Consider the following 26,141-nt stretch of genomic DNA (forward strand, 5'->3'; position numbering starts at 1 on the left):
TGCTGGGTGTGGTCAGGCGGTCTCGCGGACGGCGCGGGCGAGGACGCTGAGCCCTTCGTCCAGTTCGTCGCGCGTGATGGTCAGGGCCGGCAGCAGCTTGACGACCTCGCCCTGGGGGCCGGACGTCTCGATCAGCAGCCCGAGTTCGAAGGCGCGGCGGGCGACGCGGGAGGCCCGGGAGGTGTCGTGGAACTCCAGGCCCCACACGAGCCCGCGGCCGCGGTACTCCTTCACGTCGGCCAGGTTCTCCTCGGTGATGGAGATCAGGGCCTGCTCGACCTGCTCGCCCCGGGCAAGGGTCTGCTTCTCCATGGCCGAGCCGTCGGTCCAGTACGTCTCCAGGGCGGCGGTGGCGGTCACGAAGGCGGGGTTGTTGCCGCGGAAGGTGCCGTTGTGCTCGCCCGGCTCCCACACGTCCAGCTCGGGCCTGAACAGGCACAGCGACATCGGCAGCCCGTAGCCGCTGATCGACTTCGACACGGTGACGATGTCCGGGGTGATGCCGGCCTCCTCGAAGGAGAAGAACGCGCCGGTACGGCCGCAGCCCATCTGGATGTCGTCGACGATCAGCAGCATGTCCTGCCGCTCGCACAGCTCCTTCAGCGCGCGCAGCCACTCGGGCCGGGCCACGTTGATGCCGCCCTCGCCCTGCACGGTCTCCACGATCACGGCGGCGGGCTTGTTCAGCCCGGACCCCTGGTCCTCCAGCAGCCGCTCGAACCACAGGAAGTCCGGGACCGTGCCGTCGAAGTAGTTGTCGAACGGCATGGGCGTGCCGTGCACCAGCGGGATGCCCGCGCCGGCGCGCTTGAAGGCGTTGCCGGTCACGGCGAGGGAGCCCAGCGACATGCCGTGGAAGGCGTTGGTGAACGACACGATCGCCTCGCGGCCCTTCACCTTCCGCGCCAGCTTCAGCGCCGACTCGACGGCGTTGGTGCCGGTCGGCCCCGGGAACATGACCTTGTACGGCAGGTCGCGCGGGCGCAGGACCAGGTCCTGGAAGGCCTGGAGGAAGGTGCGCTTGGCCGTGGTCGACATGTCCAGGCCGTGGGTGACGCCGTCCCGTTCCAGGTAGTCGATCAACGCCCGTTTGAGGACGGGGTTGTTGTGGCCGTAGTTGAGTGAGCCGGCACCGGCGAAGAAGTCGAGGTACGCATGACCGTCCTCGTCGTACATCCGGCTGCCCTGCGCGCGGTCGAAGACGGTGGGCCAGCCGCGGCAGTAGCTGCGCACCTCGGACTCCAGGGTCTCGAAGACGCTGAGGTCGGGCTGGGTGATGGTCACGGTGATTCGCTCCTCAGTGGGCGGTGGAGTCGGTCAACGGGCCGATGTGGTACAGGACTTCGGGGTCGTGCGGGCCGTCCGCGAACAGTTCGGCCGGGAACAGCACCTCGCGGGTCACCTGTGCGCCGTGCCGCTCGGCGAAGGAGGTGAACAGCCGCTCGGAGGCGGTGTTGCCGGGCGTGATGGTGGTCTCCATCCCGGTGATCCCCCGCTCCGCGACGAGCCGGGCGGTCAGCCCGTCCAGCAGCTTGGCGGCGATGCCGTGGCCCCGGTGGGCGGGGTCGACGGCCACCTGCCAGACGAGCAGCGTGCGGGGGCGGTCCGGCCGCAGGTATCCGGTGACGAAGCCGACCGGCTCCCCGCCCGCGCCGCGTGCCACCGCCGAGGTGCCGGCGAAGTCACGGCACCACAGCAGATAGCTGTAGGAGGAGTTCAGGTCGAGGGTTTTCGATTCCTTGGCGAGACGCCAGAGCGCGGCTCCGTCGGTCGTCGCCGGCTGTTCGATGAGAAGGTCTGCAGGTGCGGCAGTCATGCGGCACGAATTTAGCGAGGCGAATTCGAAAATGCACGAGAGCGAACGCGGAGGTTTCCGGCTCGGCCAATGAAATGTCCGCTATGACCCACACTAAATCTGTACAAATCACCCTCGCTGTGGAGTGTGTCACAAGCCGGAAAGCGCGCTAAACGTGTCGGCAAACTCCCTTGTTTAGCTCTGCAAAAAGCGGGCAGAAGAAGACGGGAAGCTATCGCCCGCAGAATTGGCGGAGTTTGTGAAGGTAATTGGAATTCAAGATGTGAAAACGGCCCGTGCGGGGTGCGCGAGCCGTTTTCGTCGCGTCCGGGGTTCCGTTGCGTTCCCGGGATGACCACGGACCGCCGTCAACGCCAGGCGTGCTCCACTGCCGCCCGGGCGGCGGCCGGGTCCACCGGCACGCCCTGCTCGGCGAGCGCCGCGCCCAGTGCCGCCAGGGAGTCCTCGACCGCGCCCTGGGTCGCGTCGGGGCCGTAGTGGTTGACGCGGATCATCTCCCGGGCCAGGGCGCCGCCGCCCGCCGCGAGCGGCAGGGCGGGGTCGGCCGCCAGGGCGCGCGCCACCAGGTCGGAGGCCACCACGCCGGACGGCACCCGCAGGGTCGTGGCGACCGGTGCCGCGTCCCGCTCCTCGTACACGTACGGCTCCAGGCCCCCGCCCAGTGCCACCGCGCCGGCCCGCGAGGCCAGTGCCGCGCGCCGGTGCCGGGCCATCACCGACTCCAGCCCCGCCGACTCGATCCGCTCCAGGCACGCCTCCAGCGCCAGCATCTCCAGCTGCGCCGGGGCGTGCGGCAGCGCCTTGCGGCCGGCGTCGATCCAGCGCTCCTTCCAGTCCAGCAGGGACAGGTAGGAGCGGCGCGGGGCGTTCGGGTTGGCGGCCATCCGGGCCCAGGCCCGCTCGCTCACCGAGATCGCCGACACACCCGCCGGGCCGCCCATCGCCTTCTGCGCCCCGATCACGCACAGGTCCACGCCCCACGCGTCCGGCAGCACGGGCTCGGCGCCCACGGAGGCCACCGCGTCCAGATAGAACAGGGCGCCCTGCTCCCGCACCGCCTCACCGATCTCCGCAACCGGGTTGGTGTTGCCGGTCGCCGCCTCGGCGTGCACCAGCGACACGAAGTCGATCTCCGGGTGCTCGGCGAACGCCTCGCGGACCTGCGCCGCGGTCACCGCCGTGTGGAAGGGGACCGAGAGGTCGTGCACCGTGGCGCCGGCGTCGCGCAGCCAGTTGCCGAAGGTCTGCCCGTAGGGGCCCGTGATCACGTTCAGGGCCACCGTGCCCGGACCGGCGGCCGCGCGGATCGCGCCCTCCAGCGGCAGCAGCGCCTCGCCCTGGGTGATCAGGACGTCCTGACGGGTGTCCAGCAGCCGGGCCACCCCGTCCTCGATGGCGGCGAAACGCTCGGCAGTCAGCGGGGGCAGGTCGAGGAAGGGGTGGGTCACGGCGGTGCTCTCTTCGTCTCTCGGGGGCCGACTCCCCCGATCTTAGGTCGGGGGCCCGCCTGGCCATGGGTTTGATTTGAGAGACTCAAACCCGTCCTTATAATCGGAACCCTTAGTTCCCCGACAGGAGACCTCCCCCATGAAAACGCTCGCCGGGCGCCGGACCCGCCTCCTGGCCGCCACCACCGCGACCGCCGCATTCGTGCTCGTCGCGGCCGGCTGCTCCTCCAGCGACTCGGGGAGCGGCAAGACCACGGTCAAGGGCGTCCACCTGGTCAAGGCCGGTCAGCTGACCACCTGCACCCACCTGCCGTACCCGCCGTTCCAGTCGGAGGTGAACGGCAAGGTGCAGGGCTTCGACGTCTCCCTCATCGACCTCGTCGCCAAGGACCTCGGCGTCAAGCAGCAGATCCTCGACACGCCCTTCGAGAACTTCAAGACGGGCGCCTTCCTGAACTCGGGCGAGTGCGACCTGGCCGCCGCCGGCATGACCATCACCGCCGAGCGCAAGAAGAACGTCGACTTCTCCGACCCGTACTTCGAGGCCACCCAGGCCGTCCTCGTCGACAAGAACAGCGGGATCGACTCGCTCGCCGACGTCAAGGCCAAGGGCAGGAAGCTCGGCGCCCAGGCGCAGACCACCGGCGAGGACTACGTCAAGGGCAAGGGCTACGACCCGATCTCCTTCGAGTCCTCCGACGCCGTCCTCAACGGCCTGCGCACCGGCCAGGTCCAGGCCGTCGTGATCGACTACCCGGTCGTCCAGGGCTGGCTGAAGGACAAGGCCAACGCGGACAAGTTCAAGGTCGTCGACAACCTCAAGACCGGTGAGCAGTACGGCTTCACCGTCAAGAAGGGCAATAAGGCGCTGCTCGACGCCGTCAACAAGGCGATCAGGACCGCGAAGGCCGACGGCACCTACAAGAAGATCTACGAGCAGTGGATCGGCCCGTACGAGGCCTCCGTCGCCTCTCCCGCCGCCTCATGACCGACACGGACACAGCCCTCCAGCCGAAGAAGAAGGGACTGACCCGGCGTCAGAAGCGCGGTCTGTCGCGCGGCGTCCAGTACGCCGTCTTCGCCGCCGCCGTGATCGCCTTCGCGGTCACGGCGGACTGGGGCCGGCTGCAGAACCAGTTCGCCCAGGCGGACATCGCGCAGCAGATGTTCCCGGACGTCATCACGCTGGCGCTGAAGAACACCGTGCTCTACACGCTGTCCGGCTTCGTCGTCGGACTCGTCCTCGGCATGGTCATCGCGCTGATGCGGCTGTCCTCCGTGGGCCCCTACCGCTGGCTGGCGGGCGTCTACATCGAGATCTTCCGCGGGCTGCCCGCCCTGCTGATCTTCATCTTCGTCGGCGTGGCCGTGCCTCTCGCCTTCCCCGGCACGGAGATCCCGGGCGGCACCTACGGCAAGGTCGCCCTGGCGCTCGGCCTGGTCTCGGCCGCGTACATGGCGGAGACCATCCGGGCCGGCATCCAGGCGGTGCCCAAGGGACAGATGGAGGCGGCCCGTTCGCTCGGCTTCTCGCCCGCGAAGGCCATGGTCTCCATCATCGTCCCGCAGGCCTTCAGGATCATCCTGCCGCCGCTCACCAACGAACTCGTCCTGCTCTTCAAGGACTCCTCGCTGGTGCTGTTCCTCGGTGTCACCCTGGAGGAGCGGGAACTGTCCAAGTTCGGCCGCGACCTCGCCAGTACGACCGCCAACTCCACGCCGATCCTGGTCGCGGGCCTGTGCTACCTGCTGGTCACCATCCCGCTCAGCTTCGTCGTGCGCCGTATGGAATCCAAGGCCCAGGAGGCGATCCGGTGAGCCGCCCGGAGATCGAGGTCCGCGGACTGCACAAGTCCTTCGGTGACAACGAGGTGCTGCGCGGCATCGACCTGGAGATCGGCCAGGGCGAGGTCGTCTGCGTCATCGGCCCCTCCGGCTCCGGCAAGTCCACGCTGCTGCGCTGCGTGAACCTGCTGGAGGAGCCGACCAAGGGCCAGGTCTTCGTCGGCGGCACCGAGGTGACCGACCCCGACGTCGACATCGACGCCGTACGCCGCCGCATCGGCATGGTCTTCCAGCAGTTCAACCTCTTCCCGCACCTGAACGTCACCGGGAACCTCACGCTGCCGCAGCGCCGCGTCCTCGGGCGGGACAAGGAGACGGCGGCGCGCGTCGCCGCCGAGAACCTCGCCCGCGTCGGCCTCTCCGAGAAGGCGGACGCCTACCCGTCCTCCCTCTCCGGCGGCCAGCAGCAGCGCGTCGCCATCGCCCGCGCGCTCGCCATGGGCCCCGAGGTGATGCTCTTCGACGAGCCGACCTCCGCGCTCGACCCGGAACTGGTCGGCGACGTCCTCGCCGTCATGCGCCGGCTCGCGCGGGAGGGCATGACGATGATGGTCGTCACGCACGAGATGACCTTCGCCCGCGAGGTCGCCGACCGGGTCGTCTTCATGGACGGCGGTGTGATCGTCGAGGACGGCAGCCCGGAGCGGGTCATCGGCGACCCGCAGCACGAGCGCACCCGGCACTTCCTCTCCCGGCTGCTCGACCCGGCCATGGCCGAGGTCGAGGAGGAGACCTCGGACCAGGTGGGGAAGTCCGAGCCGTAGGTCGTTAGGGTGCGGGCATGAGCGATGGTGCGGTGCTGCACGTGAAGGGCCGGGTCCTGGCCGGGCCGGACGACGTCCGTGACGAGCTGTGGGTGGTCGGGGGCCGCGTCTGCTACGACCGGCCCTCCGGGGCCCGGGACATCACCACCGTCGAGGGATGGGCGCTGCCCGGTCTGGTCGACGCCCACTGCCACGTGGGCCTGGGCGCCGAGGGCCCGGTCGACGCGGAGACCGCCGAGAAGCAGGCGCTCACCGACCGCGAGACGGGCACCCTGCTGGTCCGCGACGCGGGCTCGCCCTCCGACACCCGCTGGATCGACGACCGGGACGACCTCCCGAAGATCATCCGGGCGGGCCGGCACATCGCCCGTACCCGCCGCTACATCCGCAACTTCGCCTGGGAGATCGAGCCGGACGACCTCGTCGCCTACGTCGGCCGGGAGGCCCGGCGCGGCGACGGCTGGGTCAAACTGGTCGGCGACTGGATCGACCGCGACCTCGGCGACCTGGCCCCCTGCTGGCCGCGCGGCGCGGTGGAGGCTGCCATCGCCGAGGCCCACCGGCTGGGCGCCCGGGTGACCGCCCACTGCTTCGCCGAGAACTCCCTGCGCGACCTGGTCGAGGCGGGCATCGACTGCATCGAGCACGCCACCGGCCTCACCGAGGACCTGATCCCGCTGTTCGCCGAGCGGGGTGTCGCGATCGTCCCCACCCTCGTCAACATCGCCACCTTCCCCCGGCTCGCGGACGGCGGCGAGAAGAAGTTCCCGCGCTGGTCCGCCCATATGCGCCGGCTGCACGAGCGGCGCTACGACACCGTGCGCGCCGCCTACGACGCCGGCATCCCGGTCTTCGTCGGCACGGACGCCGGCGGGTCACTGCCGCACGGGCTGGTCGCGGAGGAGGTCGCCGAACTGGTCGCCGCCGGCATCCCGCCGCTCGACGCGCTCGCCGCCACCAGCTGGGCCGCCCGCGCCTGGCTCGGCCGGCCCGGGCTGGAGGAGGGCGCCCCGGCCGACCTCGTGGTGTACGAGGCCGATCCGCGGACGGACGTGCGGGTGCTGGCGGCGCCCCGGCGGGTGGTGCTGAACGGACGGGTGGTCGAGTAGACGTTCCCGTGATCCCGCCGATCTCACCCCGGAATCGAATCGGCTTGCGGAAAATCCACGTTTGAGTGAAGTAACCCCGGATCGCTGACCGTTCACCCACACCGGGGACAAGGTTGACGGGTCCCAAGCAGGTTCCGTCTGGGGGTCCCACCGCCTTGAACAGCAACAACTTCCGCATGTCCGCACGCCGTCTCACCGTCCTCGCGACGGCCACGGCCCTCGCCTCGGCGCCCGTGGTCCTGGGGGGCGCGGGCGCCGCGCACGCGACCGGTGCCCACGGCCGCGCCTCCGCCGTCGTCCTGCGCACCGGGCTCGGCGTGTCCCTGCTCGACAAGACCGTGAACGTCCCGCTCGCGGTCTCCCTCAACGAGGTCCAGGCACCGCGCAGCGCCGACCGGACGGCGCTGTCCGCCCGCCTCGACGGCGTGAACGGCGGCAAGCCGTTCACCGTCCTCGGCGCGGACGTCGCCCGGTCCAGGGCCACGGTGACCGCGCGACGCGCCGAGGGCTCGGTCCATGTCGCCCACGCCGAGCTGCACGTCCCCGGCCTGCCCCTGCTGTCCCTGATCAAGGCCGACACGATCACCGCCACGGCGACCTGTGAGGCCGGCAGGGCACCGGTCGCCTCCGCGAACGTCCTCGGTGCCGTCACCGTCCTCGGCAAGCGCGTCACCCTCACCGCCGGCGGCCCGACCGAGGTGAAGGTGCCCGGCGTCGGCGAGGTCCGCCTCGACCTGTCCCGGCGGACCACCACGACCCGTACGGCCGCCGCGACCGCCCTCGAACTCAAGGTGTCCGTCAACCCGTTGAAGCTGAACGTGGCCGACGTCGAGGGCACGGTCACCCTGGCCAAGGCCACCTGCGAGTCCCCGGTGTCCCCGCCCGCCGCGACCCCGGCACCGAGCCACGACCCGGCCGCCGGCCCCCGCCCCCAGGGCGCCCCCGCCGAAGCGGACCTCGCGGAGACCGGCGGCAGCTCGGCGACCCCGTACATCGCGGGCGGCGCACTCGCCCTGCTGCTGGCGGGCGGGGGAGCGGTCGCCGTGGCCCGGCGCCGGAAGGGCTGACGGGGTCGGCGGCCGGGCTGGTGCCGGATCGCCGCCGGGTGGCAGGCCGTGGCTGGGGGGTGTCACGTCGGCGGTGGCGGGGGGCGGTCACGCCGGCGGTGCACGTGACCGGTCCCGCCTCGCCCGCGCCGGTCGGTGGCCCGGTCTCTCAGCCGGGCGGCACCGGTGGGCGGGCCGGCGCGTCCAGCGCGGACGACAGCGCCCGCAGGAACCCGTTCACCGTCGCCCGGTCCCGCACGGCGACCCGCACCCACTCCTCCCCGAGCCCCGGGAACGTGTCACCCCGGCGCACCGCATAACCAAGCTGCCGCAACCGCCGTCGTACCCCGGCCGCCCCCGGCATGCGGACCAGCACGAACGGCCCCTCCGCCGCCTCCACCACCCGCACTCCGCGAGCGGCGAACGCGGCCAGCCCGGCCACCAGGTGCGCCCGGTCCCCGGCGATGCGGTGCGCCGCGTGCCCCGCCTCCGCCAGCGCCCTCGGCGCCACACACGCCCGCGCGGCCGCCAGCGCCGGTGTCGACACCGGCCACAACGGCTGGGCCCGCTCCAGCTCGGCGATCACCTCCGGCGCGGCCAGCACGTACCCGATGCGCAGCCCGGCCAGCCCCCAGGTCTTGGTGAGGCTGCGCAGCACGACGAGCCCCGGCACGTCCGTCCGCCCGGCCAGCGCCTCCCGCTCACCCGGCACCGCGTCCATGAACGCCTCGTCCACCACCAGCGTCCGCCCCGGCCGGGCGAGCCGGACGACCGTCTCCGCCGGATGCAGCACCGACGTCGGATTCGTGGGGTTGCCGATCACCACCAGGTCGGCGTCCTCCGGCACGGCCGCCGGGTCCAGCCGGAACCCGTCCGCCTCCCGCAGCAGCACCCGGTCCACGGTGTGCCCGGCGTCCCGCAGCGCGGCCTCCGGCTCGGTGAACTGCGGGTGCACGACGACCGGCCGGCGGACCTTCAGCGCACGGGCGAGCAGCACGAACGCCTCCGCCGCGCCCGCCGTCAGCAGCACCCGCTCCACCGGCAGCCCGTGCCGCGCCGCCACCGCCGCCCGCGCGGCCCGCCCGTCCGGGTAGGCCGCGAGGGACGACAGCGAGCCGGCGATCTCCTCCCGCAGCCACGCCGGGGGCGTGTCCGCGCGGACGTTGACGGCGAGGTCGACCAACGCGGCCCCGTCGTCCCGCACCTCCGCGTCCCCGTGGTGCCGCAGGTCGTGCCCGGACCCGCCGGACCAGGCGGTCGCTTCAGTGCGCATGGCTGTGCGAGTGCCCCCCGTGATGGTGGTGCCCGTGCCCGTGGTGGTGGTCGTCGTCGTCCGGGTGGAAGTGCGGCTGCTGCGGCAGCCCGACCTTGTCCTCGAAGCCGGGCAGCGCGATCCGGTACACGCACGAGTCGCAGTTCATGCGCAGATCGCCCTTGACGGCCTCCTCGTACCGCTCCATCACCAGGTCCAGCAGCTCCGGCTCGGGCCCGATGACGTCGGCCGAGCGCACCTCGGTCCCCGGGTGCGCGGCGGCCCACTCCTCGGTCTGCTGCCGCACCCGGTCCGGCAGGATGCCGGTGAACAGGAAGTAGGGGAGGACGACGATCCGCCGCGCCCCGAGCGCCGCGCACCGGTCCAGCCCGCTCGGCACGTCCGGCGCCGCGAGCGACACGAACGCCGTCTCCACCCCGGCGTACCCCCGGCCCTCCCACAGCAGCCGCGCCGCCTTGAACACCTCGGCGTTGGCGTCGGGGTCGGTGGAGCCGCGCCCGACCAGCAGCACGGTCGCCTCCGAGCGGTCCGTGCCGCCCAGCGCCTCGTCCAGCCGCCGCTCCAGCACGCCGAGCAGCGCCGGGTGCGGGCCCAGCGGACGGCCGTAGGTGTACGAGATGCCCGGGTGCCGCTCCTTCTCACGGGCCAGCGCCGCCGGGATGTCACCCTTGGCGTGCCCGGCGGAGACCAGCATCAGCGGCACGGCGGCGAACCGGCGTACGCCCTGTCCGACCAGCTCGGTGACGGCCTCGCCCAGCGGCGGCGGGGACAGTTCGATGAAGCCGCCGGCGACGGGCAGCCCGGGGTGGCGGCGCCCCAGCTCCCGGACGAAGGCGCGGAACGCCTCGGCGCCGGCGTCGTCACGGGTGCCGTGGCCGGCGATGAGCAGGGCGGGCGGGGTGGTCACGCGTTCTCCTCGGAGTGTGAAGCGGGGTGGTACAGCAGGGCGTTGAGCGCGGCGGACGCGACCGCCGACCCGCCCTTCTCGGACACGTTGCTCACGGCGGGCAGCCCGCTCTCGCGCAACGCGGCCTTGGACTCGACCGCGCCGACGAAGCCGACGGGCAGGCCGATGACGAGCGCCGGGGCGGCGTCCAGGGTCAGCAGCTCCTCCAGCGCGGTCGGCGCGTTGCCGATCACCCAGAGGGCACCGGGACCGACCTGCTCGTACGCGAGCCGGATCGCGTGCGCGGACCGGGTCAGACCCGGCCCGGCCACCGCGTCCCTCAGCCGGCAGACGGTCTCGCGCCGGGTGATCCCGGCGGCCACCATCTCGACGTCCACGACCACCGGCGCCCCGGCGTGCAGCGCCGCGTGCGCGGCCACCAGCTCGCCCTCGTCCATGACGAGGTCGTTCGCGTACTCCAGGTCGGCGGCGGAGTGGATGACCCGCTCCACCACCGCCCGGGTCAGCGGCGGGAAGTGCGAGGTGTCCAGGCGGGCGCGCAGCCGCCGGTAGGACTCCTGCTCGATCGGGTGGACGACGCGGTTCACTTCGGGTCCTCCTGCCAGCGGTAGCCGCGCGGCGTCACCATGCGCCCGGCGATGTTCCGGGTCGCGGTGTTGCCCACCGTCACGACCGTCATCATGTCGACCGTCGCGGGGTCGAGCGCGGCGAGCGTGGTGATCCGGGCGGACTCGTCGGCGCGGGAGGCGTTGCGGACGACACCCACCGGGGTGCCGGCGTCCCGGTGCCCGGCGAGGATGCCCAGCGCCTTCGGAAGCTGCCAGTCGCGGCCCCGCGAACGCGGGTTGTAGAAGGTGACGACGAGGTCCGACTCGGCCGCCGCGCGCACCCGGCGCTCGATGACCTCCCAGGGTGTGTGCAGGTCGGACAGGCTGATGGACACGTGGTCGTGGCCCAGCGGCGCGCCCAGGACCGCCCCGGCGGCCAGCGCGGCCGTCACCCCGGGCACCCCGACCACGTCGATGTCGTCCGAGGCCTCCGCGAGCGCCGGGGAGGCCATGGCGTACACGCCCGCGTCCCCGCTGCCGATCAGCGCCACCGCGTGCCCCTCGCGGGCCTGTGCGACCGCCGTCCGGGCCCGCTCCTCCTCCGCGCCGAGGCCCGACTCCAGCACCCGGGTGCCGGGCCGCAGCAGATCGCGGATCTGGTCCACGTACTGGTCGAGCCCGACCAGCACCGACGCCCGGCGCAGTTCGGCCGCCGCGCGCGGGGTGAGCAGGTCCCGGGCGCCCGGCCCGAGGCCGACGACCGCGAGCCGCCCACGCCCCGGACGCCGTACGACCGCGCAGGTCGCCATCGCGGGCCGCGCGTCCGACTTCCGCTTGGGGACGAGGAGTTCACCGCCCCGGACCAGGGCGGCGGCCTCCGCGACCGACGGGGTGCCGACGGCCGCCAGGGGCGCCTCGGACGGATTGGGCACCTCGACCGCCGCCAGTTCCCCGGCGGAGTACGTCACCAGGGGCACCCCGAGCCGTTCGGCGGCGGCCACGACGCCCGGCTCCTCGGCCTTGGCGTCCACGGTGGCCAGCTCGGCGACCGACCGCGGCGACAGGCCCGCCTCCCGCAGCGCCTCCTCGACCAGACCGAGGACCTCCTCGGCCGGCGCGCCCTTCGACGCGCCGACCCCGACCACCAGCGACGGCGGCCTGAGCAGCACCTCCCGCTCGCCCGCCGTGACGGCCCGGTCGGTCACCCGGATCGTGTACGCGCCCTCGGGCGCGACCGGCAGCGGCGGCAGCGGCCACGCCACCTCCGCCTCCAGCGCGACCGGTTCGCCGTCCAGCAGCGCACGGGAGACCGCGGCGACCGCCCCCTCGTACGGCAGCCCGAGCGTGTCCAGGCCCGGCAGCCCGGCGGCGTCCGTCGCGGTCGTCACCACCGGCTCGGCGCCCAGCACCGCACCCACCTCGCGGGCGAGCGCGTTGGCACCGCCGCCGTGCCCGCCGAGCAGCGACACCGCGAACCGGCCGCCCTCGTCCACGCACACCACACCCGGGTCGGCCGCCTTGCCGGCGAGCAGCGGCGCGAGCAGCCGCACCACCGCCCCGGTCGCCAGGAAGCACACCAGCTGCTCGCACTCCGCGAACGCGGCCCGTACGGCCTCCCCGACGGGACCCTCGTAGACGCGCGTGCGCTCCGGCCAGGCCGCGGCCAGCCGGTCCCGCGCCGCCGCCCCCGCCGCGGTGGCGGAAATCAGGCCGATCACTGGACTACTCCTTCACTAGACACCGGGGTTCTCACGCCCCACAGCAGGAACACGGGATTGGTGGCCGCCAGCCGGGTGACGTCCCCCGGCAGCGGCGCGAGACGCGAGGACTGCAACAGCACCCCGTCGCAGGTGAACCCGGCCTCCGCCAGCGCCTGCCGGGCCGCCGGCACCCGGTCCAGCGCGGCCATGGCGACGACGACCGTCCGCCGGGCCCGCCGCGCGCACGCCGTCACCACGGCGGGCAGCTCCCGGCCCCCGCCGCCGACGAACACCGCGTCGGGATCGCCGGCCAGCCCCGCCAGGGCGTCCGGCGCCGAGCCGTGCACCACGTCCACGCCGACGCCGTGGGCGTCCGCGTTGGCACGGATGCGCGCCACCCCGTCCGGGGACTTCTCCACGGCGACGACGGCGGCACCGAGCCGCGCGCACTCCACCGCGACCGAGCCCGACCCGGCGCCCACGTCCCACACCAGGTCGCCCAGGCGCGGCCCCAGCCGGGCCAGGGCCAGTGCCCGCACCTCGAACTTGGTGATCATCGAGTCCCGGTGCGTGAACGCGCCCTCCTCCAGGGCCCACCGGTCCGGCGCGCCGGGCACCCCGGCCACGGTCCGCACCGTGCCGAGCGCCCGTGCCCCGTCCAGGCACAGCACCACGCTCACCGCCGTGCCCCAGTCCCGCACCGCGGCCTCGGCGGCCGTCACCCGCTCCACGCGCTCCCGCTGCGGATCGCCGAGCGCGCTCGCCACCACCAGGGTCCGGTCACCGGGGAGCGCGGCCCCCAGCTCGGCCGGGCCGGCGCCCGGCCCGGTCAGCACGGCCACCTTCGGCCGCGCCCGGCACACGTTCACCGCCGTCCGCAGGTCCCGGCCGTGCGCGCTGACCACGACCGCGTCGTCCCAGGGCAGCCCGATCCGGGCGAAGGCGGCGGCCACGGAGGACACCCCCGGCCGCACGTCCAGCAGACCGGACCCGAACCGCTCGGCCAGCGCCCGCACGATCCCGAAGAACCCCGGGTCCCCGGACGCCAGCACGACCACCGGCAGCTCCTTGCCGACGTACCCGGCGATGGTCTCCAGCGCCGGCGCCAGCGGACCGAGCACCACCCGCTCCGCCCCCTCGGGCAGCCGTACGGCGTCCAGGTGCCGCCGCCCGCCGACGACCAGCGCGGCACCGGCGAGGACGTCCGCGGGCACCGGCGCCCCGGTCCCCGCACCGACGACGGTGATCAACTCTTCGCCCGCTGCTCGCGCAGCGCCCGCCGCGCCTCGGGGTCGGCCTTGCGGTAGCCGTGGAAGTGACCCGGGTGGTACAGGTGCGAACGCGTCCCGTGCGCGTCCAGCGCCGGGCCGACCAGGAACAGCGTGTGCTTCCAGAGCCGGTGCTCCTTGACGGTCTCCTCCAGCGTGCCGATCGTGCACTTCACGACCAGCTCCTCCGGCCAGGTCGCCTGGTACGCGATCACCACCGGGGTGCTCGTCGGATAGCCGCCCTCCAGCAGCTCCCGCACCAGCTGCCCGCTGCGCGCCGCCGACAGGAAGATCGCCATGGTGGTGCCGTGGCGGGCGAACTCGCGGACCTCCTCGCCGGGCGGCATCGGCGTCTTGCCCCCGCCCAGTCGGGTCAGCACCACCGACTGCGCGACCTCGGGAATGGTCAGCTCGCGCCGGGCCAGCGCGGCCACGGCGGAGAAGGAGGAGACGCCCGGCACGACCTCGGTCGCGATGCCGATCTCCTGGCAGCGGTCCAGCTGCTCCTGCGTGCCGCCCCACAGGGACGGGTCGCCGGAGTGGATACGGGCCACCCGGAGTCCCTCCTCGAACGCGCGTCGGTACACCGCGACGACGTCCTCCAGCGACATGGTCGCCGAGTCCAGGATCTCGGCGTCCTCGCGGGCGTGTTCGAGGACCTCCGCCTGGACCAGGCTCGCCGCCCAGATCACGACGTCGGCCTCGGCGATGGCGCGCGCGGCACGGAACGTCAGCAGGTCGGCGGCGCCGGGGCCGGCACCGACGAAGGTCACCTTGCCGGTGGGGGCATCGGCCATGGAAATCGGTCCTCTCCTACGAGTACTGCGGTTGTGGCTGTCGGACGTGCGCGAACGCGGGTCGATCCGATAGCAAGGGCCTATGGCGGTCTTCGTCGCGCTCGGCGCGTTCCTGATGACGCTGGCCGGCGGCTGGACGGCACAGCGCGTGACCGACCGCCGCCATCTGGTGCTGGGCCTGGCCGGCGGGCTGATGCTGGGCGTGGTCTGCCTGGACCTGCTGCCGGAGGCGCTGCGGGCGGCGGGCACCGAGGTCCACGGCGTCCCGGCCGCGCTCCTGCTGTTCCTGGCCGGCTTCCTCCTCGCCCATCTGGTGGAACGCCTGCTGGCGGCCCGCCGCGCCTCGCACGGGGCGGACGAACACCACCACAGGGCCCCCGAGGTGGGCCTGACGGCGGCCGCGGCGATGGTGGGCCACAGCCTGATGGACGGCGTGGCGATCGGCGCGTCGTTCCAGGTGGGCGGCGGGATGGCCACCGCGGTCGCGCTCGCCGTCATCGCGCACGACTTCGCGGACGGCTTCAACACCTTCACGCTCACCAGCCTGTACGGCAACGCCCGCCGCAAGGCCCTGGCCATGCTCTTCGCGGACGCGGTGGCGCCCGTCGCCGGAGCCGCCGCGTCCACGTTCCTCACCGTCCCGGCGGGCGTCCTCGGCGGCTATCTCGGCCTGTTCGGCGGCGCGCTGCTGTACCTCGCCGCGGCGGAGATCCTCCCCGAGGCCCACCACGAGCACCCCGCCCGCTCCACCCTGCTGTGCACGGTCGCGGGCGCGGCCTTCATCTGGCTGGTGGTGGGCGTCACGGGGTGACCCGGGCCGTGTCACAGCTTTCCGCCCCGGCCGCCGTCCCGGCGCGGCGGCGCGATCAGCGTCGACAGGTACGGCAGCGGCGCCCCGTCCAGCTCGGCGGCCGGCCGCACCGACTCCTCCGGCAGCCCCAGCGCCGAGCCCCACACGGCGTCCCCGAGCCGCCCGGTCTCCCGCAGCGCCTCGGCGACCTCGGCGGCCTGCCGCCCGAACTTGTACGCCACGACCGTCCCCGGCCCGGCCAGCGCCTCCTTCAGCACCGCCGACCCGGCCGTCACCGGCACGAGGGTCAGCGGCTCGGTGCCCTCGGTCAGCACGGCCCCCGAGCGCGCCGCGAGATCCTGCATGGCGGTGATCCCGGGCACCGTCTCCACGGTGACACCCGGCACCAGCCCGGTGATGGTCTGCGCGAGATACGTGAACGTCGAGTACACGTTCGGGTCGCCGATGGTGGCGAACGCGACGGACCCGTGCCGGGCGAGCAGCTCGGCGACCCGGGCACCGGCCGCGTCCCAGGCCGCCTCCCGCCGCGCCCGGTCGGTCCGCTCGTTCAGCGCGAACACCACCCGGACGACCTTCTCCGCGGGCACGTAGTGCAGCACCGTCGCCTCGGCCCGTCCCCGCTCCCCGGTGTCCAGGACCGGTACGACGACGACAGCGGCGGCCCGCAGCGCGTTGACCCCCTTCACGGTCACCAGCTCCGGATCACCGGGACCGACCCCGACCCCGACCAGCCTGCTGCTCATGACGTCCGGCACCTCTCCACGAACCGACGGGCGACACCGGGCTCGGACGCCCAGTGCGTGTGCAGGTAACTCGCGTGCACGCCCTGCTGTACGAAACCTTCGACCCGCCGGACCGGGGCCCGTACGCCCCAGGCGGGAGCGGCACCGGCGCCCGGCTCGACGGCGGTGCGGTGGAACTCGTGGCCCCGCATCCGCGTCCCGGCCGCCGCCAGCGCACTGTCGCCGACGGCCACGGCGTCCCGGTAGCCGAGGGTCAGCCGGTCGGTCATCCGCGCGGTGGCGTCGAGCACCCCGCACAGGGGCCGTCCGTCCAGCTCGCGGCACAGATAGAGGAGCCCGGCGCATTCGGCGGCCACGGGGGCGCCGGAGCACGCGAGGTCCGCGACGGCCTTGCGCAGGGGCTCGTTGGCGGACAGCTCGGCGGCGTACACCTCGGGGAAGCCGCCTCCGATCACCAACCCGGCGGTTGCCTCGGGCAGCCGCTCGTCCCGCAACGGGTCGAAGGTGACGACCTCGGCACCGGCGGCGGCGAGCAGCTCGGTGTGCTCGGCGTAGGAGAAGGTGAAGGCGGGCCCGCCGGCGACGGCGACCACGGGCCCGCGCCCGCCGGCCGACCGGGACGGGTCGCCGTGGGCGGGCGGCTCGGGGGTCCAGGGGGCGGAGCCCCCCGGGAGGGCACCGGCGCCGCGGGCGAGTGCCTCCAACGCGGCCAGGTCACATCCCCGAGCCACCTGCGCGGCCATGGCCTGGACGGCGTCCACCGCCGCAGCCCGCCGCTCGGCGACCGGCACCAGCCCGAGGTGCCGGGAGGGCACGTCCACCCGCGCGACCCGCCGCAAGGCGCCCAGCACCGGCACCCCGGCCGCGTCCAGCGCCTCCCGCAGCAACTCCTCGTGCCGGTCGGAGGCGACCTTGTTCAGGATCACGCCCCCGACCCGCACCCCGGGGTCCCAGGAGGCGAACCCGTGCACCAGCGCCGCCACCGACCGCGACTGCGAGGACGCGTCCACGACGAGCACCACCGGCGCCCGCAGCAGCTTGGCGACCTGCGCGGTGGACGCCAGCTCACCCTCGCCGGCGGCCCCGTCGTACAGCCCCATCACGCCCTCGACCACCGCGAGGTCGCACCCCCGCGCCCCGTGCAGGAACAGCGGAGCGATCAGCTCCGGCCCGCACAGGTACGCGTCGAGGTTGCGCCCCGCCCGTCCGGTCGCGAGGGCGTGGTACCCGGGGTCGATGTAGTCCGGTCCGACCTTGTGCGGGGACACGGTGAGCCCCCGCGCGGCGAACGCGGCCATCAGCCCCGTGGCGACGGTGGTCTTGCCGCTGCCCGAGGAGGGCGCGGCGATGACCAGCCGGGGGACGGACATCACCACTCGATGCCCTTCTGGCCCTTCTGGCCCGCGTCCATGGGGTGCTTGACCTTGGACATGTCGGTGACCAGGTCGGCGAAGTCCACCAGCTTCTCCGGCGCGTTGCGCCCGGTGATCACCACGTGCTGGGTGCCGGGACGGCCGCGCAGCACCTCGACGACCTCGTCGGTGTCGACCCAGCCCCAGTGCATCGGGTACGCGAACTCGTCGAGCACGTACAGCCGGTACGTCTCGGCGGCCAGGTCCCGCTTGACCTGCTCCCAGCCCTCGCGGGCCTTCTCCTCGTTGTCCATCTGCGCGTCGCGCTGGACCCACGACCAGCCCTCGCCCATCTTGTGCCAGTCGACGCTCCCGCCCTCGCCGGAGGCGCCGAGCACCCTGAGCGCGTTCTCCTCGCCGACCTTCCACTTCGCCGACTTGACGAACTGGAAGACCCCGATGGGCCACCCCTGGTTCCAGGCGCGCAGCGCGAGCCCGAACGCGGCGGTGGACTTGCCCTTGCCGACGCCCGTGTGCACGACGACCAGCGGACGGTTCCGTCGCTGACGAGTCGTCAGCCCGTCGTCCGGTACGACACTCGGCTGTCCCTGCGGCATTACGCGGCCCTCCTCGACGTCCCCTGCACATCCCTGACCAGCCCGGCGATCGAGTCGGCCCGCAGCTCGTCCAGCGTGACGGCCGTACCGCCCAGCTCACCGGCCAGCTGCCCGGCGAGCCCGAGCCGCACCGGCCCCGACTCGCAGTCCACGACCACGGAGGCGAGCTGCTCGGCCGCGAACAGCCGGGCCGCCCGCCCCGCGAGGGCGACCGGCTCGGGGCCGCCGGTGGCCCGCCCGTCGGTCACCACGACCACCAGCGCCCGGCGCGCGGGGTCCCGCAGCCGTTCCACCCGCAACACCTCGTGCGCCTTGAGCAGCCCCGCGGCGAGCGGCGTACGCCCCCCGGTCGGCAGCGACTCCAGCCGTGCGGCGGCGGCGTCGACGGACGACGTCGGCGGCAGCGCGACCTCGGCGCCCGAGCCCCGGAACGTCACCAGGCCCACCTTGTCCCGCCGCTGGTAGGCGTCGAGCAGCAGCGACAGCACGGCACCCTTCACGGCGCTCATCCGCTGCCGCGCCGCCATCGACCCCGAGGCGTCCACGACGAACAGCACGAGATTGCCCTCGCGCCCCTCACGGACCGCCTGCCGCAGATCGTCCCGCCGTACGACCAGCCCCGGCCCGGACCTGCCCCGCGCCCGCTGGTGCGGCGCGGCGGCCTGCACGGTCGCCGCCAGGTGCAGCTTGGTCAGTGCCCCCCGGGGCCGCCGGGCCCCGGTGGTCCGCCCGTGCTCGGTCCGCGCCCGCGACCGCCGCCCGGCGGCACCCTCGCCGACGCCGGGGACGGTCAGCGCCTTGGCCCGGAAGGGTTCCGCGGCCCGTACGGCCGACTGCTCCCGCCCGCCGGACGCCTGCGGCTGCCCGCCCTCACCGGCCTCGGGCCGCGCGTCGCCGGTGCCGTCGCCCTGCGGACCGCTGTCGGGCGCCGGCTGCCCGCCGCCCCCACCGGGGCCGTCGGGGCCCGGATCGTCGTCGGGGGACTCGCCGGAGAACTGCTCCAGCGTCTCGTCCAGCTTCTCCTCGTCCAGACCCGGCGCGTCGAACGGGTTCCGCCGCCTGCGGTGCGGGAGCGCCAGCAGCGCGGCCTGCCGCACGTCCTCCGCGAGCACATCGGTCCGCCCGGCCCACGCGGCCAGCGCGGTCGCCGTACGGGCCATCACGATGTCGGCGCGCATGCCGTCCACCTCGAAGGCCGCGCAGGTCGCCGCGATCTGCCGCAGTGCCCCGTCGCCCAGCCGCACCTGGGGCAGCAGTTCCCGCGCCGCCACGATCCGCTGCCGTACGGCGGCCTCCTCGCCGGCCCAGCGCGCGGCGAAGGCGGCCGGATCGTCGTCGTACGCCAGCCGGCGCCGGACGACCTCCACCCGCTGCTCCGGCTCCCGTGAGGCGGCCACCTCCACGGTCAGCCCGAACCGGTCCAGCAACTGCGGACGCAGCTCGCCCTCTTCGGGGTTCATGGTGCCGACGAGCAGGAACCGGGCCGCGTGCCGCACGGACACACCCTCGCGCTCCACGTACGAGGCACCCATCGCCGCCGCGTCCAGCAGCAGGTCGACCAGGTGGTCGTGGAGCAGGTTCACCTCGTCGACGTAGAGGATGCCCCGGTGCGCCTCGGCCAGCAGGCCCGGCTCGAAGGCCTTCACGCCCTCGGCCAGCGCCCGCTCGATGTCGAGGGCGCCGACGAGCCGGTCCTCGGAGGCGCCGACGGGCAGCTCGACCATTCGCGCGGGACGCTCGGCGCCCTCGCCCGACTCGTGCGGTCCGTCCGGGCAGCCGGGGTCGGGGGAGGCCGGATCGCACGAGAACCGGCATCCGGGGACGACGGCCACCTGCGGCAGCAGCGCCGACAGCGCCCGTACCGCCGTGGACTTCGCGGTGCCCTTCTCGCCGCGCACCAGCACACCGCCGACCGCCGGCGACACGGCGTTCAGCAGCAGCGCGAGCCGCAGGTCGTCCTGGCCGACGACGGCCGTAAAGGGGAACGGGGTGGTCACTGGTCGCCCTCCAAGTCGCCTTCCAGCTCCAGATAGGTGGCGCGCAGCCGCTCCAGCGTGTCCGCGTCCGGCTCCGCCCACAGGCCGCGGTCCGCCGCCTCCAGCAGCCGCTCGGTGATCCCGCGCAGCGCCCACGGGTTGGACTTCTTCATGAAGTCCCGGTTCTCCGGGTCGAAGACGTACTCGGCGCTGAGCTTCTCGTACATCCAGTCGTCGACCACGCCCGCCGTCGCGTCGTAGCCGAAGAGGTAGTCCACGGTCGCCGCCATCTCGAAGGCGCCCTTGTAGCCGTGCCGGCGCATGGCCGCCATCCAGCGCGGGTTGACCACCCGCGCCCGGAACACCCGGTGCGTCTCCTCGCCCAGCGTCCGCGTCCTCACCTGGTCCGGTACGGCCGAATCGCCCACGTACGCCTCGGGGTTGGCGCCCGTCAGGTGCCGGACCATGGCGACCATGCCGCCGTGGTACTGGAAGTAGTCGTCGGCGTCGACCAGGTCGTGCTCACGCGTGTCGACGTTCTTCGCCGCGACCGCGATCCGCCGGAACGCCGTCTCCATGTCCCCGCGCGCCGCCCGCCCGTCGAGCCCGCGCCCGTAGGCGTAGCCGCCCCAGACGGCGTACACCTCGGCCAGGTCGGCGTCGCTGCGCCAGTTCCGGGCGTCGATCAGCGGCAGCAGACCGGCGCCGTACGCCCCTGGCTTCGAGCCGAAGATCCGGGCCGTGGCCCGGCGCCGGTCGCCGTGCCCGGCGGTGTCCTCCTCCACGTGCGCCCGCACGTAGTTGGACTCGGCCGGCTCCGCCAGCTCCGCCACCGCCCGCACGGCGTCGTCGATCAGCCCGACCACGTGCGGGAACGCGTCCCGGAAGAACCCGGAGATGCGGACCGTGACGTCGATGCGCGGACGCCCCAGCTCGGCGAGCGGCACCACCTCGAAGCCGGTCACCCGGCGCGAGGCGTCGTCCCACACCGGTCGGCAGCCCAGCAGCGCCAGGATCTCGGCGATGTCGTCGCCCTGGGTGCGCATCGCGGACGTGCCCCACACCGTGAGGCCCACCGACCGGGGGTACTCCCCGGTGTCGCTCAGGTACCGCTGCACCAGCGAGTCCGCCAGGGACTGGCCGACCTCCCAGCTCAGCCGGGACGGGATCGCCTTGGGGTCGACCGAGTAGAAGTTGCGGCCCGTCGGCAGGACGTTGACCAGGCCGCGGGTCGGGGAGCCCGACGGGCCGGCCGGGACGTAACCGCCGTCCAGGGCCCGCAGGATGTGCCCGATCTCGTCGGTGGTCCGCGCCAGCCGGGGGACGACCTCGTCGCACGCGAACTCCAGCACGGCGACCGCGTCGGGGACTTCGGCGCCGAGCACGCCCCGCAGGACGGCGGGGACGACCGTACGGTCCCACGCCCGCGCCTCCATGCCCTCCGCGATCCGCCGGCACAGCTGCTCCAGCAGGTCGATGGCGTCGGCGGCGGTCCGGGAGGGGCCCTCCACCAGGTCCGTCAGCTCCACCGGCACCTTCGCCGGGGCGCCCGGCTCGGCCAGCAGCTCCTTCTCCGCCAGCCCGAAGTGCGCCGCCAGCGCGGCCCGCAGACCGGGCAGCGCGTTCGCCCTGCCGCCCCACACCTGGGAGGCGCGCAGCACGGCGAGCACGAGGTTCACCCGAGGTTCGCCGACCGGGCCGCCACCGAGGATGTGCAGGCCGTCGCGGATCTGGACGTCCTTGATCTCGCACAGGTAGCCGTCGATGTGCATGACGAACTCGTCGAACGCCTCGTCGTCGGGCTGCTCGTCGACGTGCAGGTCGTGGTGCAGCTCCGCCGCCTTGACCAGGGTCCAGATCTGCGCGCGGACGGCCGGCGCCTTCGCCGGGTCCAGGTCGGAGACGAGCGCGTACTCGTCCAGCAGCTGCTCCAGCTTGGCCAGGTCGCCGTAGGTGTCCGCGCGGGCCATCGGCGGCACCAGGTGGTCGACCACCGTGGCGTGCCCGCGCCGCTTGGCCTGAGTGCCCTCGCCGGGGTCGTTCACGATGAACGGGTAGATCAGCGGCAGGTCGCCGAGGACGGCGTCCGGGGCGCAGCCGGCGCTCAGCCCCAGGCCCTTGCCCGGCAGCCACTCCATCGTGCCGTGCTTGCCCATGTGCACGATCGCGTCCGCGCCGAACGAGTTCTCGAGCCACCGGTACGCCGCCATGTAGTGGTGCGACGGCGGCATGTCGGGGTCGTGGTAGATCGCGATCGGATTCTCGCCGAAGCCGCGCGGCGGCTGGATCATGACGACGACGTTGCCGAACCGGAGGGAGGCGAGCACGATGTCGTCGCCGTCGACGTAGAGGCCGCCCGGCGGCTCGCCCCAGGCCTCGGTCATCGCGTCCCGCAGCCTGGGGTCCAGCGTCTCGAACCACGCCCGGTAGTCGGCCAGCGGCACCCGCGCGGGCGCGGCGGCCAGCTGCTCCTCGGTCAGCCACTCCACGTCGTGCCCGCCGGCCTCGATGAGCCGGTGGATCAGCTCGTCGCCGCCGGAGGGGTACTCCGTGACCCCGTACCCGGCGTCCCGCAGCGCGTCCAGCACCCGGACCGCCGACGCCGGCGTGTCCAGTCCGACCGCGTTGCCGACCCGGGAGTGCTTGGTCGGGTACGCCGTGAAGACCAGCGCGATCCTCTTCTCCGCGTTCGGCTTGTGCTTCAGCCGGGCGTGCCTGAGGGCGATGCCGGCCACGCGGGAGGCCCGCTCGGGGTCGGCGACGTACACCGGGACCTCGTCGGGGCCCTGCTCCTTGAACGAGAACGGCACGGTGACCAGCCGGCCGTCGAACTCCGGGATCGCGACCTGCATCGCCGCGTCCATCGGGGACAGGGCCGCGTCGGACTCCTCCCACGCGGTCCGCGAGGAGGTGAGGCACAGCCCCTGGAGCACCGGCACGTTCAGGTCGGCGAGCGCGCCGATGTCCCAGGACTCCTCGTCACCGCCCGCCGACGCGTCGGAGGCGTGCGTGCCGCCGGCCGCGAGCACCGTGGCGACCAGTGCGTCGGCCCGCCCCAGCAGCTCGTACAGGGCCGCATCCGCGCCGCGCAGCGAACCGCAGTACACCGGGAGGGCGTTGGCGCCGCGCGCCTCGATCGCCTCGCACAGGGTGTCCACGAAGGCGGTGTTGCCGCTCAGTTCGTGCGCCCGGTAGAAGAGCACGCCCACGGTCGGCCGGCCGTCCCGGAGCTCGTACGCGCCGTGCACGCCGAACTCCGGCATCCGGCGCGGCTCCTCGAAGCCCTCGCCGGTCAGCAGCACGGTGTCCGACAGGAACCGGGACAGCTCCAGCAGGTTCTCCGGGCCGCCCTCGACCAGGTACCTCAGCGCCTCCGCGACCACACCGGCCGGCACCGACGACTCCGCCATCAGCTCGGCGTCCGGCACGGCCTCGCCGCCCAGCAGCACGGTCGGGACGCCGGACGCCTTCAGCGCGGCCAGCCCGTCCTCCCACGCCCGTTTGCCGCCCAGCAGCCGGACGACGGCGAGGTCCGCGCCCTCGATCAGACCGGGCAGCTCCCCGGCGACGTCGACGCGGGTCGGGTTGCCGATGCGGTAGCCGGCGCCGGACGCCCGGGCGGCCAGCAGGTCCGTGTCGGCGGTCGACAACAACAACACTGTGCTCATGCGGGCGCTCCCGGTGGAATGAAAGGCAGTCCTTGCGGCGCGCCGGACTCGATGAGCCGCCACAGCGCGTCCGTGTCCGCGTGCTGTTCGATCAGGTCGCCGAGCCGGTCGAGCTGCTCCTCGCGCAGCGCGGCGAAGGAGGTGTCCGGCGCGGGCACGAAGCGGCGGCCCGCGGCGGCGGCCACCTCGCGCAGGAAGGCCCGCCGGAAGCCGTCCGACTCCAGCGAGCCGTGCCAGTGGGTGCCCCAGGTCTGGCCGACCCGGCAGCCGTCCAGGAAGGGTTCGCCGCCCTCGACGGTGGCCACCCCGTGGTGGATCTCGTACCCGTCGACCCGCTCGCCGAGGGCTACGCCGCTGGGCCGGGTGAGGGTCTTCTCGCGGGCGAACCGCACCCGGACGGGCAGGACGCCGAGCCCGTCGACCCGACCGCGCCGGCTCTCCACGTCGTCCTCGATGCGCGCGCCGAGGATCTGGAAGCCGCCGCAGACGCCGAGGACCGGGCGCCCCTCGGCGGCCCGGCGGACGAGCGCGTCCGCCAGCCTCCGCTCGCGCAGCCACTCCAGCGCCCGCACGGTCCCGCGCGTGCCCGGGACGACGACGAGATCGGCGTCGGCCAGCTCCTCCGGGCGGTCCACGAACCGTACGACCACACCCGGTTCGGCGGCCAGCGCGTCGACGTCGGTGAAGTTGGACATCAGCGGGACCGCGCACACGGCGACCCGCAGCACGTCCTCGCCGACCGGGGGAGCCACGGCGGACTCCCGGACCGTGCCCCGCAGGGACACCCTCAGCCCGTCCTCCTCGTCGATGCCGAGCCCGTGCCGGAACGGCAGCACGCCGTACGTCCGCCGCCCGGTGAGGTCCCGCAGCATGTCCAGCCCGGGCTCCAGCAGGCCGACATCGCCCCGGAACTTGTTCACCAGGAACCCGGCGACCAGCTCCTGGTCCTCGGGGGAGAGCAGGGCGACGGTGCCGAAGAAGGAGGCGAACACGCCCCCGCGGTCGATGTCGCCGACGACGAGCACGGGCAGCCGCGCGTTCCGCGCGATCCCCATGTTGACGATGTCGGTCCGCCGCAGGTTGATCTCGGCAGGACTTCCCGCCCCCTCACAGATCACCGCGTCATACGTGCCCCGCAGTTCGGCCAGGCAGTCCAGCACCGTGCCCAGCAGCCGCTGCTGGCGCCCGCCGTGGTACCCGCGCGCGCTCAGCTCGCCCACCGGCCTGCCCAGCAGCACCACCTGGCTGCTCTGCTCGCCGCCGGGCTTGAGCAGCACCGGGTTCATCAGCGCGGTCGGCTCGATCCGGCAGGCCTGGGCCTGCATGGCCTGCGCCCGGCCGATCTCCGCGCCCTCGCGCGTGACGAACGAGTTCAGGGACATGTTCTGCGCCTTGAACGGCGCGACCTTCACGCCCTGGCGCACCAGCCAGCGGCAGATGCCCGCCGTCACGACGCTCTTGCCCGCGTCGGAGGTGGTGCCGGCGACGAGGAGACCACCGTTCACTTGCCACGTCCCTTCAGCAGGGCGCGCGCGGCCAGCGTGGTGCCGAGCGCGAGCAGGCCCACGCGGCGGGAGAGCCGCACGGCCCGGTCGATGTCGGTGACGCGGACCGGCCGTCCGGTGGCGCCGTTCAGCACCGGGCGGTGTTCGACCCGGCCGCCGTAGGAGAGCGTGCCGCCCAGGCGGACGCCGAGGGCGCCCGCGAAGGAGGCCTCCACGGGCCCGGCGTTGGGGCTCGGGTGCCTGTGCGCGTCGGCCCTCCAGGCGCGCAGGGCGCCGCGTGGATCGGGTCCGGCCGCGGCGGCGAGCACGGCGGTCAGCCGGGCCCCCGGCCAGCCGGCGACGTCGTCGAGGCGGGCGGAGGCCCAGCCGTAGCGCCGGTGGCGGGGCGACCTGTGACCCACCATCGCGTCCAGGGTGTTGACCGCCCGGAAGCCGAGCAGGCCCGGGACGCCGGCCACGGCGCCCCAGACGAGCGCGCCGACCACGGCGTCGGAGGTGTTCTCGGCGACCGACTCGACCACGGCCCGCGCGATGCCGTCGGCGTCCAGGGCCTGCGGGTCCCGGCCGCACAGGTGCGGCAGCCGGGCCCGGGCCGCCTCGACGTCCCCGGCCTCCAGGGCGCGCCCGATGGTGCGGGCCTCCCGGGCGAGCGAGGTGCCGCCGACGACGGCCCAGGTGGCGGCGGCGGTCAGCGCGGCGGAAGCGGCAGGGCGGTGGCGTGCGGCGCGTGCGGCCAGCGCGCCGAGGGCGACGGCGCCGCCGGCGCACACGGCGGTGTGCAGGGCGCCCCAGCCACGGTGGTCGTGCCACAGGGCGCGTTCCACGGCCCCGGCCGCCCGCCCGAACACGGCGACCGGGTGCCCGCGGCGCGGGTCGCCGAGGAGCAGGTCACCGAGGACGCCGGCGGCGGCACCGTACGCGTATGTGCGATCGGCACCCATCGGCTCA

Annotated in this window: 22 protein-coding genes; 6 read left to right on the forward strand and 16 right to left on the reverse strand. The window is 74.0% G+C overall.

The annotated features are described in order from the left end of the window. Positions 1-12: 12 nt before the first annotated feature. From ectB to AB0946_RS24020, 3 genes are all read right to left on the reverse strand, one after another. Positions 13-1,284 carry a diaminobutyrate--2-oxoglutarate transaminase gene (gene ectB / locus AB0946_RS24010; protein ID WP_366762690.1) on the reverse strand — a complete coding sequence of 424 codons (1,272 nt, stop codon included), beginning with the start codon at positions 1,282-1,284 and terminating at the stop codon, positions 13-15. 13 nt (positions 1,285-1,297) lie between these two features. Then, positions 1,298-1,816, reverse strand: a complete 519-nt coding sequence (gene ectA / locus AB0946_RS24015) for a diaminobutyrate acetyltransferase (RefSeq protein WP_366762691.1) — start codon at positions 1,814-1,816, stop codon at positions 1,298-1,300. 347 nt (positions 1,817-2,163) lie between these two features. Further along, complete coding sequence (locus AB0946_RS24020) at positions 2,164-3,264, reverse strand: aminotransferase class V-fold PLP-dependent enzyme (protein WP_366762692.1); 1,101 nt, start codon at positions 3,262-3,264, stop codon at positions 2,164-2,166. 139 nt (positions 3,265-3,403) lie between these two features. Here AB0946_RS24020 and AB0946_RS24025 point away from each other — a divergent pair, with 139 nt between their 5' ends. The 5 genes from AB0946_RS24025 to AB0946_RS24045 all read left to right on the forward strand — a co-directional run bounded on the left by AB0946_RS24025 (position 3,404) and on the right by AB0946_RS24045 (position 8,049). Further along, the gene (locus AB0946_RS24025; RefSeq protein WP_366762693.1) at positions 3,404-4,252 is read left to right on the forward strand and encodes a transporter substrate-binding domain-containing protein; all 849 of its coding nucleotides are present in this window, start codon (positions 3,404-3,406) and stop codon (positions 4,250-4,252) included. Further along, on the forward strand, positions 4,249-5,082 hold the full coding sequence (locus tag AB0946_RS24030) for an amino acid ABC transporter permease (protein ID WP_366762694.1): 834 nt from the start codon (positions 4,249-4,251) through the stop codon (positions 5,080-5,082). Before AB0946_RS24025 ends, AB0946_RS24030 begins: the two co-directional genes overlap by 4 nt. After that, on the forward strand, positions 5,079-5,873 hold the full coding sequence (locus AB0946_RS24035) for an amino acid ABC transporter ATP-binding protein (protein ID WP_014671928.1): 795 nt from the start codon (positions 5,079-5,081) through the stop codon (positions 5,871-5,873). The genes AB0946_RS24030 and AB0946_RS24035 overlap by 4 nt, the downstream gene beginning before the upstream one ends. 17 nt (positions 5,874-5,890) lie before the next feature. Beyond that, positions 5,891-6,982, forward strand: coding sequence for an amidohydrolase family protein (locus AB0946_RS24040; protein ID WP_366762695.1), 1,092 nt, complete (start codon positions 5,891-5,893; stop codon positions 6,980-6,982). 155 nt (positions 6,983-7,137) lie between these two features. After that, a complete protein-coding gene (locus AB0946_RS24045; RefSeq protein ID WP_366762696.1) occupies positions 7,138-8,049 on the forward strand; it encodes an SCO1860 family LAETG-anchored protein in 912 nt (303 codons plus the stop codon). Positions 8,050-8,197: 148 nt separating this feature from the next. Here the strand turns inward: AB0946_RS24045 and cobC are convergent, their stop codons facing one another. Genes cobC through cobM form a run of 6 tightly spaced genes read right to left on the reverse strand, consistent with a single transcriptional unit; the run spans position 8,198 to position 14,521 of the window. After that, the gene (cobC, locus tag AB0946_RS24050) at positions 8,198-9,301 is read right to left on the reverse strand and encodes an Rv2231c family pyridoxal phosphate-dependent protein CobC (protein ID WP_366762697.1); all 1,104 of its coding nucleotides are present in this window, start codon (positions 9,299-9,301) and stop codon (positions 8,198-8,200) included. Next, positions 9,291-10,208, reverse strand: coding sequence for a sirohydrochlorin chelatase (locus AB0946_RS24055; RefSeq protein WP_366762698.1), 918 nt, complete (start codon positions 10,206-10,208; stop codon positions 9,291-9,293). The genes cobC and AB0946_RS24055 overlap by 11 nt, the downstream gene beginning before the upstream one ends. Continuing rightward, positions 10,205-10,795: a precorrin-8X methylmutase gene (locus AB0946_RS24060; RefSeq protein ID WP_366762699.1), complete on the reverse strand. Its 591-nt coding sequence runs from the start codon at positions 10,793-10,795 to the stop codon at positions 10,205-10,207. Before AB0946_RS24060 ends, AB0946_RS24055 begins: the two co-directional genes overlap by 4 nt. Then, entirely contained in the window at positions 10,792-12,474 is a 1,683-nt protein-coding gene (gene cobJ, locus AB0946_RS24065) for a precorrin-3B C(17)-methyltransferase (RefSeq protein WP_366762700.1), read from the reverse strand. Before cobJ ends, AB0946_RS24060 begins: the two co-directional genes overlap by 4 nt. Then, positions 12,471-13,706, reverse strand: a complete 1,236-nt coding sequence (gene cbiE, locus AB0946_RS24070; protein WP_366762701.1) for a precorrin-6y C5,15-methyltransferase (decarboxylating) subunit CbiE — start codon at positions 13,704-13,706, stop codon at positions 12,471-12,473. The genes cobJ and cbiE overlap by 4 nt, the downstream gene beginning before the upstream one ends. Further along, positions 13,703-14,521, reverse strand: a complete 819-nt coding sequence (gene cobM, locus AB0946_RS24075) for a precorrin-4 C(11)-methyltransferase (protein ID WP_366762702.1) — start codon at positions 14,519-14,521, stop codon at positions 13,703-13,705. The genes cbiE and cobM overlap by 4 nt, the downstream gene beginning before the upstream one ends. Positions 14,522-14,603: 82 nt before the next feature. On the opposite strand from cobM, the gene AB0946_RS24080 reads away from it, so the two are divergent. Further along, positions 14,604-15,332, forward strand: a complete 729-nt coding sequence (locus tag AB0946_RS24080) for a ZIP family metal transporter (protein ID WP_366762703.1) — start codon at positions 14,604-14,606, stop codon at positions 15,330-15,332. 11 nt (positions 15,333-15,343) lie between these two features. Here AB0946_RS24080 and cobI read toward each other — a convergent pair whose 3' ends face one another. From cobI to AB0946_RS24115, 7 genes are read right to left on the reverse strand one after another with little or no spacing between them, the layout of a single operon-like run. Beyond that, positions 15,344-16,075 carry a precorrin-2 C(20)-methyltransferase gene (cobI, locus tag AB0946_RS24085; RefSeq protein ID WP_366762704.1) on the reverse strand — a complete coding sequence of 244 codons (732 nt, stop codon included), beginning with the start codon at positions 16,073-16,075 and terminating at the stop codon, positions 15,344-15,346. Then, positions 16,072-17,445 (reverse strand): cobyrinate a,c-diamide synthase, encoded by a 1,374-nt coding sequence (locus tag AB0946_RS24090; protein WP_366762705.1) that lies wholly within the window; start codon positions 17,443-17,445, stop codon positions 16,072-16,074. Before AB0946_RS24090 ends, cobI begins: the two co-directional genes overlap by 4 nt. Beyond that, on the reverse strand, positions 17,445-18,044 hold the full coding sequence (gene cobO, locus AB0946_RS24095; RefSeq protein ID WP_366762706.1) for a cob(I)yrinic acid a,c-diamide adenosyltransferase: 600 nt from the start codon (positions 18,042-18,044) through the stop codon (positions 17,445-17,447). Before cobO ends, AB0946_RS24090 begins: the two co-directional genes overlap by 1 nt. Further along, on the reverse strand, positions 18,044-20,041 hold the full coding sequence (locus AB0946_RS24100; RefSeq protein WP_366762707.1) for a putative cobaltochelatase: 1,998 nt from the start codon (positions 20,039-20,041) through the stop codon (positions 18,044-18,046). Before AB0946_RS24100 ends, cobO begins: the two co-directional genes overlap by 1 nt. Continuing rightward, positions 20,038-23,688, reverse strand: a complete 3,651-nt coding sequence (cobN, locus tag AB0946_RS24105) for a cobaltochelatase subunit CobN (RefSeq protein ID WP_366762708.1) — start codon at positions 23,686-23,688, stop codon at positions 20,038-20,040. Before cobN ends, AB0946_RS24100 begins: the two co-directional genes overlap by 4 nt. Then, on the reverse strand, positions 23,685-25,193 hold the full coding sequence (locus tag AB0946_RS24110; protein WP_366762709.1) for a cobyric acid synthase: 1,509 nt from the start codon (positions 25,191-25,193) through the stop codon (positions 23,685-23,687). The genes cobN and AB0946_RS24110 overlap by 4 nt, the downstream gene beginning before the upstream one ends. Beyond that, positions 25,190-26,134 (reverse strand): cobalamin biosynthesis protein, encoded by a 945-nt coding sequence (locus AB0946_RS24115; RefSeq protein WP_366762710.1) that lies wholly within the window; start codon positions 26,132-26,134, stop codon positions 25,190-25,192. Before AB0946_RS24115 ends, AB0946_RS24110 begins: the two co-directional genes overlap by 4 nt. Positions 26,135-26,141: the final 7 nt, after the last annotated feature.

Origin of the sequence: Streptomyces sp. NPDC046870 (assembly GCF_040704595.1) — a bacterium.
Taxonomy (GTDB): Bacteria; Actinomycetota; Actinomycetes; order Streptomycetales; family Streptomycetaceae; genus Streptomyces; species Streptomyces argyrophylli.

Coding starts and splice junctions, on each gene's coding strand:
- ectA (WP_366762691.1), bottom strand. CDS start 1,816: ATGACTGCCGCACCTGCAGACCTTCTCATCGAACAGCCGGCGACGACC.
- AB0946_RS24025 (WP_366762693.1), top strand. CDS start 3,404: ATGAAAACGCTCGCCGGGCGCCGGACCCGCCTCCTGGCCGCCACCACC.
- AB0946_RS24030 (WP_366762694.1), top strand. CDS start 4,249: ATGACCGACACGGACACAGCCCTCCAGCCGAAGAAGAAGGGACTGACC.
- AB0946_RS24040 (WP_366762695.1), top strand. CDS start 5,891: ATGAGCGATGGTGCGGTGCTGCACGTGAAGGGCCGGGTCCTGGCCGGG.
- cobC (WP_366762697.1), bottom strand. CDS start 9,301: ATGCGCACTGAAGCGACCGCCTGGTCCGGCGGGTCCGGGCACGACCTG.
- cobM (WP_366762702.1), bottom strand. CDS start 14,521: ATGGCCGATGCCCCCACCGGCAAGGTGACCTTCGTCGGTGCCGGCCCC.
- AB0946_RS24080 (WP_366762703.1), top strand. CDS start 14,604: ATGGCGGTCTTCGTCGCGCTCGGCGCGTTCCTGATGACGCTGGCCGGC.
- cobI (WP_366762704.1), bottom strand. CDS start 16,075: ATGAGCAGCAGGCTGGTCGGGGTCGGGGTCGGTCCCGGTGATCCGGAG.
- AB0946_RS24090 (WP_366762705.1), bottom strand. CDS start 17,445: ATGTCCGTCCCCCGGCTGGTCATCGCCGCGCCCTCCTCGGGCAGCGGC.
- cobO (WP_366762706.1), bottom strand. CDS start 18,044: ATGCCGCAGGGACAGCCGAGTGTCGTACCGGACGACGGGCTGACGACT.
- cobN (WP_366762708.1), bottom strand. CDS start 23,688: ATGAGCACAGTGTTGTTGTTGTCGACCGCCGACACGGACCTGCTGGCC.
- AB0946_RS24115 (WP_366762710.1), bottom strand. CDS start 26,134: ATGGGTGCCGATCGCACATACGCGTACGGTGCCGCCGCCGGCGTCCTC.